This window comes from Actinokineospora fastidiosa (genome assembly GCF_014648415.1).
GTDB classification, from domain to species: Bacteria; Actinomycetota; Actinomycetes; order Mycobacteriales; family Pseudonocardiaceae; genus Actinokineospora; species Actinokineospora fastidiosa.
In genome coordinates, this window is the sequence record NZ_BMRB01000001.1 from 165217 (window position 1) to 178043 (window position 12827).

Below are 12827 nucleotides of genomic sequence, written 5' to 3' on the forward strand. Positions count from 1 at the left end.
TGACACCTCCGCGCTCGCTCCTGGCCCCAGACTAGCCAATCAGTCCGAGCCCAGGGTTACCTGAATCGTGAGCTCCTGCCCCTGCCGGGCCAACACGACGGGAACAGTGTCCCCCGGGCGGTTCGCGCGCACGGCCACGGTGAGCTCCGCGGCGGTGCGGACCTGGCGGTCGCCGACCTTGCGGATGACGTCGCCCTCGACGATGCCCGCGCTGTGCGCGGCGCCACCCTCGGTGACGTTGACGACCTGCGCGCCCTCGGCGGTGTCTGCCGAGACCGACCGCACGTTGGCGCCGAGGTCGGCGTGCGCGACCCGGCCGTCGCGGATCAGCGCCTCGGTGATGCGGCGGGCGTCGTTCGACGGGATGGCGAAGCCGAGGCCGACGCTGCCCGTGTTGCCCGCGCTGCTGCGGATCGCCGAGTTGATGCCGACCAGCGCGCCGGTCGAGTCCACCAGCGGACCGCCGGAGTTGCCCTGGTTGACGGCCGCGTCGGTCTGGATCGCGTCGTAGGTGATGGGCGCGGTCCCGTTGTCGCCGCCTGCGACCACCGGGCGGTGCAGGGCGCTGACGATGCCCTCGGTGACGGTGTCGGTCAGCCCCAGTGGCGACCCGATCGCGATGACGGCGTCCCCGACCTGCAGTTCGTCGGAGTTCCCGAACTGGAGCACGGTGGGGTTGTCCACGTCGACCTTGATCACGGCCAGGTCGGTCTTGGGGTCGGTGCCGACGATGGTCGCCTCGGCGCGCGTGCCGTCGGTGAACAGCGCGGTGATCCGCGCGGTCTCGTCGGCGCGGCCCTCCAGGGTGACGACGTGCCAGTTGGTGGCGATGTACCCGGCGCCGTCGATGACGACGCCCGACCCGAACCCGCCGCCCCCGCGTTCCAGCTTCACCTCGATGGAGACGACCGCGGGCCGCACGCGGGCGGCGATGTCGGCCACCGAACCGGGCGGGCGCTCCTTGCCCGGCTGCGCCTCGGCGAGGGTGACGTCCCTGGTCAGGCTGTCGCCGCCGCGGGCGAGCAGCCAGCCCCCGATTCCGCCCGCCGCCCCGATCAGCAACGCGACGACCCCGAGCACGACCAGCGCGGACGGCTTGACCCGCCTGCCGAAGAGCACCTCGGGCAGGCTCAGCTGCCGTCCCCGGTCCCCGGGCGCCGCCTTCGCCGCGGCGTCGTCGTCGCGGTCCAGGGCGGGAGGACCGATGACGGCGCCCGCGCCCGGATCGCGCCACGGGTTCTGGTCGCCGGACCACATCGGGTCCTCGTCGTCGGGGGCGTTCGAGCCGTGGCCCGGGGGGCGCTGGAGGGTGTCCCGCTGGCCCTCGGGCCTGCCGAACGCGGAGGCGAGCGCCTCGGTGGTGGGCGGGGCCTGGCGGAGGGTGTTGAGGGTGGGACCGGTGGCGGCGAACGCGCCTTCCACGCCGGAGGGACGCCCGAAGACGGCGGATTCCGCCGGATCGACGGCGGGCCGCTGGAGGGGGCGAGGGCCCACCCGCTGGTCGGGTGGGATCTCGGGCGTGGCAGGTGGCTGGTCGTTCATCGTGGTACAGCATGCATGGGGGGCGGTGAAGACCCTGTTCGTCGGGGTCTCGCTCTCCCCTTGCCTTTCGCGCGCAGGGGTTTTGACGCGAGTTGCTTCTTGGTGTCCGATGGGGCGAACTCGCATTCGCGGGGCCCCTAAGCGAGACGGCGCGGCGCGGAAAGAAGGGCGGAGCGGCGAAGCCGTTCCGCGCCGAGCTAGGGTAGCACCGTCTCGCTCCCCACGAATGCGAGTCCGCCCCATCGGACAGTTGTCCGGGGCGTGTTGCGTTTAGTGGGTGCTTGCGATGGCCCTGCCACACTTGGCCCGTGGCTGCTGGTCCTGGGCTCCTGGCCGCTGGTCCTGGGCTCTGGCCCTTGGCGCTCGGCCCCTGCCCTCGACTCCCGGCCGCTGGCCCTGGGCTCCTGGCCGCTGGCCATGGGCTCTGGCCCCTGGTGCCTGGCCCTGGCCGCTGGCTCTTGACCCCTGGCCCCTGGCTCCCAGCCCCCGGCCCTCGACCTCTGGCGTTGGCCGCTGCCCCCGAACCGCCTGCCCTTGTCCGTTTGCCGTGTGCCTGGGGCTGTCGGCCGGCCGGGCCTACTTCCCCTGCCGCCCACGGGCTCTACCCGGGCAGTGGCTTGCTTGGCCCTCTGGCGGGTGCTCAGCGGGCGGAGAAGAGGCCGAAGCCTACCGAGGTGGTGGCGGGTTCGGCGTCCGCTGGGTCGGGGGGCGACTGCATCCAGGCCGCGGGGGACTGGATGGGGGGTTGGTCGCCGGAGTTGACCAGGGCCAAGGCGCCCAGCATGAGGCCGGAGACGACTACGCCCGCGCCTGCGCGGCGGCCGAGGACGGCTCGGCCCTCGCCTAGGCGGGGGGAGGAGCCGAGGGGTTCGCCGCCGGGGAAGGCCTCGGGGCGTTGGACGGTGACGAACTGGCCGTCGGGGGTCATGGCGAGGTTGTCGGGGGCCGAGGGGAGGTCCACCTCGTGCGGGATGGCGCGCAGCGCGGCCAGCAGGCCCGCTGGGGCGCCGGGGGCGTCTGCCCCACGGACAGCGGCCCTGGCCTGGCGCTGGGCGGCTATCTCGGCCGAGCAGCAGGAGCAGCGGGCGGCGTGCTGGGCCGCGCGCTGGTGGGCGCCTGCCGACAGCTCGCCGTCGACGAACGCGACGACGGCGTCCGGCAGCAGGTGCTGTTCGGACAGGCCCCAACTCATGAGGTGGCCTCCGCGGCGGCGGCGAGGTCTCGGCGGCGTTCCAGCGAGGCCTTCAGGGCCTGGCGTCCCCGGTGGATTCGGCTGCGCACGGTTCCGAGCTTAACCCCAAGCGTGGCGCCGATCTCCTCGTACGAGAGGCCTTCCACATCACAGAGGACGACCGCGGCGCGGAAGTCGGGGGGCAGCTCGTCGAGGCTGGCCTGCAGGTCGGGGTCGAGGTGGGTGTCGGCGTAGATGTCCTCGGGGCTGGGCTCCTCGCCCTTGATGCGCTCGCTGTTCTCCGGCAGCGCGTGCATCTTGACCCGGCCCTTGCGGCGGACCATGTCGAGGAAGATGTTGACCGTGATGCGGTGCAGCCAGCCCTCGAACGTCTGGGGCTTGTAGCTGTTCAGCGAGCGGAACACCTTGATGAAGACATCCTGGGTGATGTCGTCGGCGTCGTACTTGTTCCCGGAAAGCCGGTAGGCGAGTCGGTACACGCGGTCGGCGTGCTCGCGCACGACCTCGTCCCAGGACGGGGTGACCCACTCCACGTCCTCGACCGGCACCGTCTGCGTCATCGCGGGGATGTGCACCTCCTGGAGGCTGTTGCCCTGGTCAACGTTCGTCGCTCGCCCTGTGTTCCCCATGTGCCGAAGTTCCCCCGCTCGGACCCGCCGTTGGTGACAAGTCTGGCGCGCGACGATGAGCCCACCGTGAGAGTGACCTGAGACGTCCCTGAGAAACCGTGATCCCGGAGCGTGACCTTCCGGGCAGGTTCACCCGATTTCGGGACAACCGGCGCTAACCTGCCTCCCTGTGGCACCGGATACGCCCGTCGTCGAGGACGACTCGCTGAGCGCCGCGCGGGCCCGCGCGGCGGCGCTGGGCTGCCCGGCCATCGCCCCGGGCGTCGGGGCGGCGCTGCGGTTCCTGGCCACCGTACTGCGGGCGAAGGCCGTCGTCGAGATCGGCACGGGCACCGGCGTCAGCGCCCTCTACCTGCTGCGCGGCATGGTCTCCGACGGCGTGCTGACCTCGATCGACGTCGAGCCGGAGCACCAGGCCGAGGCCAAGCGGGCGCTGCGCGCGGCGGGCATCGCCCCCGGCCGCACCCGGCTCATCATGGGCCGCGCGCTCGACGTGCTGCCCCGGCTCACCGACGGCGGCTACGACCTGCTGTTCGTCGACGCCGCCAAGGGCGACTACGCCGCCTACCACGACGAGGCCGTCCGCCTGCTGCGCCCGGGCGGCGTGCTGGCCTTCGCCGACGGCGCGAACTTACGCGACCTCGTCCGGGCCGTGCGCGCCGACGACCGCCTGGTCCCCCTCACGCTGGCCGACGGCCTGCTCGTGGCCGCCAAGAGCGGCGAGCTCACCCGGCTCTGAAGCCCTTCCCCAGGACCACGACCTCGCCCGCGCTGACGGTGTACTGCGCCCGGTCCAGCTCGGGGTCGACGCCGATGCGCACGCCGTCGGAGACCACCACGTTCTTGTCCAGGATCGCCCGCCGGACGGTCGCGCCCTTGCCGATGCGGGTGCCCGGCAGCAGCACGCTGCCCTCCACGACCGCGCCGTCCTCGATGACGACGTCGGAGAACACGACCGACCGCAGCACCGAGGCGCCGGAGATGATCGACCCGGGGCCGACGATGGAGTCGCGCGCGGTGCCCTCGTGCACGAACTTCGCGGGCGGCAGCGGCGGCGTGGCGGTGCGGATGGGCCACTCGCGGTTGTAGAGGTTGAACACCGGGTGCGCGGAGACGAGGTCCATGTGCGCCTCGTAGTAGGCGTCGATGGTCCCCACGTCGCGCCAGTAGCCGCGGTCGCGCTCGGTGGCGCCGGGCACGTCGTTGTCGTCGAAGTCGTAGACGTGCGCCACCCCGGCGTCGACCAGCATGGGGATGATGTCGCCGCCCATGTCGTGGACGGAGTCGGGGTCGGCAGCGTCGGCGCGCAGGGCCTCCAGCAGCGTGCGGCAGGAGAAGATGTAGTTGCCCATCGACGCGAAGGTGACGTCCGGGTCGTCGGGCACCGACGGCGGGTCGGCGGGCTTCTCCAGGAACCGGGTGATGCGGCCGTCTGCGGCGGAGTCGATGCAGCCGAACGCGCGCGCCTCGGCCCTCGGCACCCGGATGCCCGCGACCGTGACGCCCGCGCCGGACTCGATGTGCCGGGCGAGCATCTGCGCGGGGTCCATCCGGTACACGTGGTCGGCGCCGAAGACCGCGATGTAGTCGGGCTCCTCGTCGTAGACGAGGTTCAGCGACTGGTAGATGGCGTCCGCGCTGCCGGTGTACCAGCGCTTGCCCAGGCGCTGCTGCGCGGGCACGGGCGTGACGTACTGGCCGAGCACGTTCGACAGCCGCCAGGTCGTGGAGATGTGCCGGTCCAGCGAGTGCGACTTGTACTGGGTCAGCACGCACAGCTGGTGGAAGCCCGCGTTGACCAGGTTGGACAGCACGAAGTCGACCAGCCGGTAGTTGCCGCCGAAGGGCACGGCAGGCTTGGCCCGGTCGGCGGTCAGCGGCCAGAGCCGCTTGCCCTCGCCGCCCGCGAGCACGATCCCGAGTACGCGCGGCTGCCCTTTCACGAGATGGACACTATTCGCCCCGGGCGATCACGGCCAGATGCGACACGGCGGGCCGCGCGTCGTTGACACCGCGTTCACCCGGCCGCCGCACCGCGTTCGCGCACCTGGTCGACGGCTACCGTTCGACCTGTGCGGATCGGATTGCTGACGAGGGAGTACCCGCCGGAGGTCTACGGCGGGGCGGGCGTGCACGTGGGCTTCCTGGTGCCCCGGCTACGCGAGCTGGTCGAGGTGGACGTGCACTGCTTCGGCGCGCCCCGGGAGGGCGCCGTCGCGCACAACCCGCTCGGCCTCGAGGACGCCAACGCCGCGCTGCGGACGCTGTCGGCGGACCTGTCGATGGCGGCCGCGACGGCGGGCGTGGACCTGGTCCACTCGCACACCTGGTACGCCAACATGGCCGGTCACCTGGCCGCCCTGCTGCACGGCGTCCCGCACGTGGTCACCGCGCACTCGCTGGAGCCGCGCAGGCCGTGGAAGGCCGAGCAGCTCGGCGGCGGCTACCGCGTGTCGTCCTGGGTCGAGCGGACCGCGTACGAGGCCGCGGCCGCCGTCATCGCCGTCAGCGAGGGCATGCGCGCCGACGTGCTGGACTGCTACCCCTCGCTCGACCCCGACCGCGTCCACGTCGTGCGCAACGGCATCGACACCGTCGAGTACCGGCCGGTGCCCGAGACCGACGCGCTGCGCCGGTTCGGGGTGGACCCGGACCGGCCGATCGTGCTGTTCGTCGGGCGGATAACGCGCCAGAAGGGCCTCGCCCACCTCGTCGCCGCCGCCCACGCCATCGCGCCGGACGCGCAGGTCGTGCTGTGCGCGGGCGCCCCGGACACCCCGGAGATCGCCGAGGAGACCAGGGCGGCGGTGGCCCGGCTGGCCGCCGCGCGCGAGGGCGTCCACTGGATCCAGGAGATGCTGCCCGCCGCCGAGCTGCGGCAGTTCCTCACGGCGGCGACAGTGTTCGTGTGCCCCTCGGTGTACGAGCCGCTGGGCATCGTGAACCTGGAGGCGATGGCGTGCGCGACCGCGGTGGTGGCATCCGACGTGGGCGGCATCCCGGAGGTCGTGGCGCACGGCGAGACGGGCCTGCTGGTGCGCTACTCCGCGGACGCCGACGCCTACGAGGCGGGCCTGGCCGACGCGGTGAACGCGCTGCTCGCCGACCCGGCCAGGGCGGCGGCGATGGGCGCGGCCGGGCGGGCGCGCGCCGAGCGGGAGTTCTCCTGGGAGTCGGTGGCGGCGCGGACCGTCGAGGTCTACCGGGCGGCTGAGAGCTCGATCAGGAGGTGAGACATACGGTGGTCCGTGTGGGACCTCGGTTCACCCGGTACACGGTCGCCTCGCTGACCGCGACGGGCATCACGCAGCTGGTCCTGTGGGTGCTGTACTCGCAGGCCAGCGTGGGCGCGCTGACGGCGAGCACGATCGGGTTCGCCGCGGGCGCGCTCCCGCACTTCGTGATGATCCGCTGGTGGGCGTGGGGCCAGCGGGGCAGGCCGAGGCTGACCCGCCAGGTGGTGGGCTACCTGGTGGTGACGGCCCTGGGCGGGCTGGTGTCGGTCGGCCTGACCACGCTGGCCGACGCCCTGGTCGGTCCGATGATCGACGACCGGGGCTCCCGCACGCTGGTGTTGAACCTGGCCTACGTCCTCGGCGGGCTGCCGGTGTTCGTGGCCAAGTTCGCCCTGCTCGACCGCCTCTTCGGTCAGCCGGAGAGCGACTCGGCCAGGCCCACCAGCGTCCGCGCCGCGAAGCCGGTCGCGCCGGGCACGACGTCGCCGTAGGACTTCTCCGCGCGCGCCGGGCCCGCGATGTCCAGGTGCGCCCACGGCAGGCCGCCGGTGAACTCCCGCAGGAACAGCGCCGCGGTGATGCCGCCCGGGCCGGGCGGGCACTGCCGCAGGTCGGCGATGGTGGAGACGACGTCGTCGGCGTGGTCGTCCAGCAGCGGCATCCGCCACCACGCCTCGCCCGCGGCCGCGCCTGCGGCGTCGATGCGCGCGGCGAGGTCGTCGTCGGTGGCGAAGAGGCCGCCGGTGCGCAGGCCGAGGCTGACCTTCATGGCCCCGGTCAGGGTGGCCACGTCGACCAGCAGGTCGGCGCCGAGGTCGCGGTGGCCGTAGACGAGGGCGTCGGCCATGACCATCCGGCCCTCGGCGTCGGTGTTGACGATCTCGGTCGTCTGCCCGCCGTAGTGGGTGACGACGTCGCCGGGGCGGTAGGCGGAGCCGGAGATGTGGTTTTCGGCACACGCCACCAGCGCGGTGATCCGCACCGGGAGGCCGAGCCGGGCGATGGCGATGGTGGCCGCGGCGACCGCGCCGCCGCCCGCCATGTCCGTGCGCATGAGGTGCATGCCGTCGGCTGGCTTGACCGAGATGCCGCCGGTGTCGAACGTGATGCCCTTGCCGACGAGGACCAGGTGCGGCCCCTTCGCGCCCGAGGGGGCGTAGGTCAGCTCCAGCAGCCGGGGCGGGCGCGCCGAGCCGCCGCCGACGGCCAGCAGGCCGCCGAAGCCGCGCTCGGCCAGCCACCGCTCGTCGCGCACCACGACGTCCACACCGGACACCTTGACCGCGGCCCTGCCGATGGTCTTGACCAGCCAGGCCGGGTCCTTGACGTTGGACGGGGTGTTGGCGAGGTCACGGGCGAACGCCGTGGCCCCGGCCAGCACCTCGGCCCGCCGGGCCAGCGCGCCGATCCGCTCGCGACGGTCCGGATCGGACACGACCAGCCGCAGCCCGCGCAGCCGGGGCGCCTGCTCGGCCCCGCAGACGGTGAAGCGGTAGCCGCCGAGCAGCACGCCGCGCACGAACGCGGCGATGGCGTCGTCCGGGAGGTCGGCGGGCGGTTCGAGTTGGAGGGAGCGCTCGGCCTGCGGGGTCTCCGCGGTGAGCCGGTCCTGGGCGGTCCTGGCCAGCGCGGCCCCGGCCGCGCCCCAGTCCGCCGCCGCGCCCGCGCCGACGCCGACCACCCAGCGGGCGGCGCCGCCGGGGGGCGCGGGCTGGACCTCACCGGCCTTGCCGGTCAGGCCCAGCGCGGTCGCCCAGTCCGGGGTGAGCCCGGGGTCGCCGAAGGTCGGCTGGCCGCCCTCGTCGGCGGGACGAGCGATGACGACGGTCGGCACGCCCGCGCGCGGCGCGGCGGCGACCTCGACGGCGGGCAGCGGCGAAGGCACCGTGGGCACCGGCGTGGGCAAGCGTTCCTCCGGGTTGACGGGTGGGGAAGGGAGGGGTCGGGTCAGCCGACGGCGTTCTTGAGAGCCTCGCCGAGGTTGGCCGCCTCGTCCGGAGTCATCTCCACGACGAGCCGCCCGCCGCCCTCCAGCGGGACGCGCATCACGATGCCCCGGCCCTCCTTCGTCACCTCGAGGGGACCGTCACCGGTCCGGGGCTTCATGGCCGCCATAGCGTGCTCCCTCCGTCATAGCCTGCCTACCAGGCCGGGAGGAACCGGCCGGGCTGTCGCTATTCTCCCCTATCCGGTCGCGGCGGTGAAATCGGAACCGATCATCGCGTGTCGGTGACCGGCCACGATGGTGGCGCGGGGCCGGTTCGGACTGACAGACTCACTCCACGTGCGTGCCCGTTCGGCCCTGTTCGACGTCTACGGCGCCTACCTGCGCGGGCGGGGCGGCGCGGCCACCATCGCCGCCCTGGTCCGGCTGCTGGCCCCGCTCGACTTCGGCGCGCCCGCGATCCGGACCGCGGTGTCCAGAATGGTGCGCCAGGGCTGGCTGACCCCGCGCCGCCTGCCCGACGGCCCCGGCTACGCGCTGACCGAGCGGGCCGAGCGGCGGCTGGCGGAGGCCGGGTCGCGGATCTACCGGCTGGGCGCTTCCACTTGGGACGGCCGCTGGCACGTGGTCGCGCTGTCCGAGCTGCCCGCCCGCACCGCCCGCGACCGGCTGACCTCGTCGCTGCGCCTGCTCGGCTACGGCCCGCTCGGCCCGGCGACCTGGGTGGCCCCGCGCCCGTCGGCCGGGCTGGACGAGGTGCTGGCCGCCGAGGGCGTGCGCGCCCGCGTCTTCCACGGCGCCCTGGACGGCGACGACGCCGACCTGGCCGCCAGCGCGTGGGACCTCACCGAGCTGGGCGCGGAGTACGCGGGGTTCGTGGCCGAGTGGTCGGCCCGGTTGTCCGGTGTGGACGCGGCGGACCCGGCTGCGGCGTTCGCGGCCTGCCAGCGCCTGCTGCACGCCTGGCGCAAGTTCCTGTTCCGCGACCCGGGCCTGCCCGAGGACCTGCTGCCCACGCCGTGGCCGGGGACGGCCGCCGCGGCGTTCTTCGACACCAGGACCGCGTTGTTCGCCCCGGCCGCGGCGGAGTTCGTCGACGGCTGTTTGACCACCGGCCGCAAAACGGCCTGACATCGGAGGTTGGCTTGACCGCGCTGCTCACCGAGGACCGCGACGGCGTCCGGACGCTGACGTTGAACCGACCGGACGCGTTCAACTCGTTGACGGTGGAGCTCAAGGAGGCCCTGCTCGCCGCCCTGGTCGCCGCCGCGGCGGACGACGCGGTCCGCGCGGTGGTCCTGACGGGCGCTGGCAAGGCGTTCTGCGCGGGCCAGGACCTCAAGGAGCACATGGCCCTGCTGGCCGCGAACGACCCGGCCCCGCTGTCGACCGTCGAGGCGCACTACAACCCGATTGTGACGGCGATCACGGCACTGCCTAAGCCGATCATCGCCGCGGTCAACGGGATGGCAGCGGGTGCGGGCGCGTCCTTCGCCTACGCGTGCGACCTGCGGATCGCCGCGGACTCGGCGAAGTTCCTGATGGCCTTCGCCAACGTGGGCCTGACCGCCGACTCGGGCGCGTCGTGGACCCTGCCCAGGCTGATCGGCTACGGCCGCGCCATGGAGATGATGCTGCTCGCCAAGCCCGTGTCCGCCGAGGAGGCGCTGCGGGTCGGCATGGTCACCCAGGTGGTCCCGGCCGCCGAGGTCCTGCCGGTGGCCCACGCGCTGGCCGCGCGGATGGCGGCGGGCCCGACCACGGCGTACGCCAAGATCAAGGAGGCCATGCTGGCCTCGGCGGGCGGCTCGCTCGCCGACGGCCTCGCGGTCGAGGGGCGCACGCAGGCGGAGGCCGGTCGCACCGCCGACCACCGCGAGGCGGTCGACGCGTTCGTGGCCAAGCGCGAGCCGGGGTTCACCGGGCGCTAGCCCGCCAGCAGGTGGCGACGTGGTCGTCGACGATGCCCGTGGCCTGCATGAGCGCGTAGCACGTCGTCGGCCCGACGAAGGCGAACCCGCGCCGCTTGAGCTCCTTGGCCATCGCCTTGGACTCCGGGGTGACGGCGGGGACGTCGGCCAGCGTCGCGGGGCGCGCGCCGGGCCGGTCGGGGGCGAAGGACCACAGCAGGTCGTCGAGCGGGACGTCGAGGTCGAGCACCGCGCGCGCGTTGCGGATGGTCGCGTCGATCTTCGCCCGGTTTCGGACGATGCCCGCGTCGGCCATCAGCCTGGCCACGTCCCCGTCGCCGAAGGCCGCCACGGCGGCGGGGTCGAAGGCCGCGAACGCCGCCCGGAACGCCTCGCGCTTGCGCAGGATCGTGATCCACGACAGGCCCGACTGGAACGCCTCCAGCGAGATCCGCTCGAACATCTCCCGGACCCCGCGCAGCGGCGTGCCCCACTCGGCGTCGTGGTACTCGACGTACTCGGGCGTGTTCGCCCACCCGCACCTCATACCCGGGACTCCGCGAAGTCGGCGAACCGGCGCAGCGAGTGGCGCACGCCCAGCCGGAACGCCGGGCCCGTCAGCCGCCAGGCGACCGCGCCCAGCGGCCCCAGCGGCGGGACCAGCCGCTCCCACCACACCAGCGTGCTGCGCGAGACGCCCCGGGGCTCGACGCGGAAGCCGCCCGTGCCGCGGACCAGCCTGCCCACGTGCGCGACCTCGCAGGCCACCGGCGGCTCCCAGCGGGTGATCTCCATGCGGTCAGTGAACCGCAGGGGTCCGACAGCCGTGCGCGCCGCCAGCCGCGAGCCGAGCCTGCCGTCGCCGGAGATGACCCGGACGCGGGTGCCCAGCATCCACGCGCCCTGGTTGTGCCAGTCGGTGACGGCGGCCCAGACGACCGCGGCGGGCGCGACCACGTCGACCCGCTCCACGACGTCGATCACCGGTCGGCGGGCTCCGGCGCGCGGGCGGCCTCCAGCTCGGCGACCCGGGCGCGCAGGGCGTCCAGCTCCTCGCCGGTGCGCCGCAGCACCCAGTCGACCTCGGCCATCTTGTAGCCGCGCAGCACCAGCTGGAAGCGGACGGCGCGCAGGTCGTCGCCGGTCAGCCCGTCGGCGGGCAGGCGGGTGGGCGACGCGCCGGGCGGCAGCGCGGGCAGCTCCTCGCCCCGGCCGAACACCACCGAGGCGAGCAGGAACACCACGGCCGCCACCAGGACCATGACGACGAGGTACACAAGCGCGGAGGTCACGGGGCCGATGGTGGCACGTCCGGCCCCGCCCGCGCACGGTTAACCCGCCGTGAACTTCAATGAACGGTGCGCGAGCACGAGTATCCGCCCGTGCACGATGAACATCCCGGCGCCCACCGCCAGGCACGGCAGGGGCATCAGCAGCCGGGACATGTCCAGGCTCGCGGTCGCGGTGAGCAGCACGACCAGGTTCAGCAGCAGCACGAACGACCCGGCCGCGCCGAGGAACCCGGCAGCGCGGCCCAGCCTGCGGGTCTCGACCCCGCGCCGGGACAGCAGCCGCCCGGCGAGCAGCGCCAGCCCGGCAAGGCCCATCACGACCCAGCCGATCCAGTCGTTGACGTCGGCCACCGCGCGGTACCACTCGGGCACCGGCCCGCCGTACTCCGACCACGAGCCGATCCACACCAGCTGGTTGGTCTGCCACAGCGCGTGCATGACCGGGACGGCGACGAGCACCGACTTCAGCGCCCGCGCGCCCTCGGCGACGCCCAGCTCGGCCTGGTAGGCCCTGGCCAGGCAGGTCAGGTCGCCGAACTCGGCCACGGCGCGCCCGCGCGGGTCGGGGTGGCCCGCCGCGGCGTAGGCCTCGGCGGCGTCGTCGAGGCCGTCGCGGGCCTCGGCGAGCAGGTCGGCCTTGGCCGACGACGGCCCGCGCAGCCGCGCGGACAGCGCCGCGATGTAGTCGGCGATCGGATCGCTCACGCCTGTGTGGGCCACGGTCCGCCTCCCAGGATCCCGTCGATGGCCGCCGTGAACTCCCGCCAGGCGGACCGCTCCGTGGCCAGCGCCCGCGTGCCCGCCGGGGTCAGCCGGTAGGTGCGGCGTTTGCGCCCGCCCACGGTGCTCCACTCGCTGACCAGCAGCCCGCCGCGCTCCAGCCTGCGCAGCGCCGGGTACACCGTCCCGGTCGGCAGGTCCAGCGCGCCGCCGCTGCGGGCCTGCAGGGCCTCGATGATCGCGTAGCCGTGCAGCTGGCGGCCGTCGAGCACGGCCAGCAGCAGGGCGTCGAGGTGGCCGCGGAGGGCGTCGGCCTTCATGCAGCAGACCTTACGGACCCCGGCGCCGCCCTCGGACCCTG

At 73.9% G+C, this 12827-nt stretch carries 16 protein-coding genes; 5 read left to right on the top strand and 11 right to left on the bottom strand.

What is annotated here, in order from left to right:
• Nucleotides 1–39: 39 nt before the first annotated feature.
• The 3 genes from IEY98_RS00680 to sigE all read right to left on the bottom strand — a co-directional run bounded on the left by IEY98_RS00680 (nucleotide 40) and on the right by sigE (nucleotide 3363).
• A complete protein-coding gene (locus tag IEY98_RS00680) occupies nucleotides 40–1542 on the bottom strand; it encodes a S1C family serine protease (RefSeq protein WP_189208326.1) in 1503 nt (500 codons plus the stop codon).
• A 640-nt stretch (nucleotides 1543–2182) separates the two neighbouring features.
• Nucleotides 2183–2734 carry a zf-HC2 domain-containing protein gene (locus tag IEY98_RS00685; RefSeq protein WP_189208327.1) on the bottom strand — a complete coding sequence of 184 codons (552 nt, stop codon included), beginning with the start codon at nucleotides 2732–2734 and terminating at the stop codon, nucleotides 2183–2185.
• Nucleotides 2731–3363, bottom strand: a complete 633-nt coding sequence (gene sigE / locus IEY98_RS00690) for an RNA polymerase sigma factor SigE (protein ID WP_189208328.1) — start codon at nucleotides 3361–3363, stop codon at nucleotides 2731–2733. Before sigE ends, IEY98_RS00685 begins: the two co-directional genes overlap by 4 nt.
• Before the next feature lie 169 nt (nucleotides 3364–3532).
• Here sigE and IEY98_RS00695 point away from each other — a divergent pair, with 169 nt between their 5' ends.
• Nucleotides 3533–4102, top strand: coding sequence for an O-methyltransferase (locus IEY98_RS00695; RefSeq protein ID WP_229786399.1), 570 nt, complete (start codon nucleotides 3533–3535; stop codon nucleotides 4100–4102).
• Here IEY98_RS00695 and glgC read toward each other — a convergent pair.
• The gene (gene glgC, locus IEY98_RS00700) at nucleotides 4089–5306 is read right to left on the bottom strand and encodes a glucose-1-phosphate adenylyltransferase (RefSeq protein WP_189208329.1); all 1218 of its coding nucleotides are present in this window, start codon (nucleotides 5304–5306) and stop codon (nucleotides 4089–4091) included. The two genes, IEY98_RS00695 and glgC, sit on opposite strands and share 14 nt — an antisense overlap.
• Before the next feature lie 129 nt (nucleotides 5307–5435).
• Here glgC and glgA point away from each other — a divergent pair, with 129 nt between their 5' ends.
• Both glgA and IEY98_RS00710 read left to right on the top strand, forming a co-directional pair.
• Nucleotides 5436–6596 (top strand): glycogen synthase, encoded by a 1161-nt coding sequence (gene glgA / locus IEY98_RS00705; RefSeq protein WP_189208330.1) that lies wholly within the window; start codon nucleotides 5436–5438, stop codon nucleotides 6594–6596.
• 17 nt (nucleotides 6597–6613) lie between these two features.
• Entirely contained in the window at nucleotides 6614–7090 is a 477-nt protein-coding gene (locus tag IEY98_RS00710) for a GtrA family protein (protein WP_189208331.1), read from the top strand.
• Here the strand turns inward: IEY98_RS00710 and IEY98_RS00715 are convergent.
• Both IEY98_RS00715 and IEY98_RS00720 read right to left on the bottom strand, forming a co-directional pair.
• A complete protein-coding gene (locus IEY98_RS00715) occupies nucleotides 7012–8493 on the bottom strand; it encodes a leucyl aminopeptidase family protein (RefSeq protein ID WP_373292296.1) in 1482 nt (493 codons plus the stop codon). The genes IEY98_RS00710 and IEY98_RS00715 overlap by 79 nt on opposite strands.
• 53 nt (nucleotides 8494–8546) lie before the next feature.
• Nucleotides 8547–8714: a DUF3117 domain-containing protein gene (locus IEY98_RS00720; protein ID WP_189208333.1), complete on the bottom strand. Its 168-nt coding sequence runs from the start codon at nucleotides 8712–8714 to the stop codon at nucleotides 8547–8549.
• 169 nt (nucleotides 8715–8883) lie between these two features.
• On the opposite strand from IEY98_RS00720, the gene IEY98_RS00725 reads away from it, so the two are divergent.
• Nucleotides 8884–9675 carry a PaaX family transcriptional regulator gene (locus IEY98_RS00725; protein ID WP_189208334.1) on the top strand — a complete coding sequence of 264 codons (792 nt, stop codon included), beginning with the start codon at nucleotides 8884–8886 and terminating at the stop codon, nucleotides 9673–9675.
• Nucleotides 9676–9689: 14 nt separating this feature from the next.
• Nucleotides 9690–10475: an enoyl-CoA hydratase-related protein gene (locus tag IEY98_RS00730; protein WP_189208335.1), complete on the top strand. Its 786-nt coding sequence runs from the start codon at nucleotides 9690–9692 to the stop codon at nucleotides 10473–10475.
• Here IEY98_RS00730 and IEY98_RS00735 read toward each other — a convergent pair.
• From IEY98_RS00735 to IEY98_RS00755, 5 genes are read right to left on the bottom strand one after another with little or no spacing between them, the layout of a single operon-like run.
• The gene (locus IEY98_RS00735; RefSeq protein WP_189208336.1) at nucleotides 10462–11001 is read right to left on the bottom strand and encodes a DNA-3-methyladenine glycosylase I; all 540 of its coding nucleotides are present in this window, start codon (nucleotides 10999–11001) and stop codon (nucleotides 10462–10464) included. The two genes, IEY98_RS00730 and IEY98_RS00735, sit on opposite strands and share 14 nt — an antisense overlap.
• A complete protein-coding gene (locus tag IEY98_RS00740; RefSeq protein WP_189208337.1) occupies nucleotides 10998–11438 on the bottom strand; it encodes an SRPBCC family protein in 441 nt (146 codons plus the stop codon). The genes IEY98_RS00735 and IEY98_RS00740 overlap by 4 nt, the downstream gene beginning before the upstream one ends.
• Complete coding sequence (locus IEY98_RS00745) at nucleotides 11435–11746, bottom strand: DivIVA domain-containing protein (protein ID WP_189208338.1); 312 nt, start codon at nucleotides 11744–11746, stop codon at nucleotides 11435–11437. The genes IEY98_RS00740 and IEY98_RS00745 overlap by 4 nt, the downstream gene beginning before the upstream one ends.
• 39 nt (nucleotides 11747–11785) lie before the next feature.
• Nucleotides 11786–12451, bottom strand: a complete 666-nt coding sequence (locus IEY98_RS00750) for a hypothetical protein (RefSeq protein WP_189208339.1) — start codon at nucleotides 12449–12451, stop codon at nucleotides 11786–11788.
• Entirely contained in the window at nucleotides 12448–12786 is a 339-nt protein-coding gene (locus IEY98_RS00755) for a PadR family transcriptional regulator (protein WP_189208340.1), read from the bottom strand. The genes IEY98_RS00750 and IEY98_RS00755 overlap by 4 nt, the downstream gene beginning before the upstream one ends.
• Nucleotides 12787–12827: the final 41 nt, after the last annotated feature.

What these genes read in the sequence shown, in the direction of transcription:
- IEY98_RS00685 (WP_189208327.1), bottom strand. Translation starts at nt 2,734, where the DNA reads ATGAGTTGGGGCCTGTCCGAACAGCACCTGCTGCCGGACGCCGTCGTC.
- IEY98_RS00735 (WP_189208336.1), bottom strand. Translation starts at nt 11,001, where the DNA reads ATGAGGTGCGGGTGGGCGAACACGCCCGAGTACGTCGAGTACCACGAC.
- sigE (WP_189208328.1), bottom strand. Translation starts at nt 3,363, where the DNA reads ATGGGGAACACAGGGCGAGCGACGAACGTTGACCAGGGCAACAGCCTC.
- IEY98_RS00755 (WP_189208340.1), bottom strand. Translation starts at nt 12,786, where the DNA reads ATGAAGGCCGACGCCCTCCGCGGCCACCTCGACGCCCTGCTGCTGGCC.
- IEY98_RS00680 (WP_189208326.1), bottom strand. Translation starts at nt 1,542, where the DNA reads ATGAACGACCAGCCACCTGCCACGCCCGAGATCCCACCCGACCAGCGG.
- IEY98_RS00720 (WP_189208333.1), bottom strand. Translation starts at nt 8,714, where the DNA reads ATGGCGGCCATGAAGCCCCGGACCGGTGACGGTCCCCTCGAGGTGACG.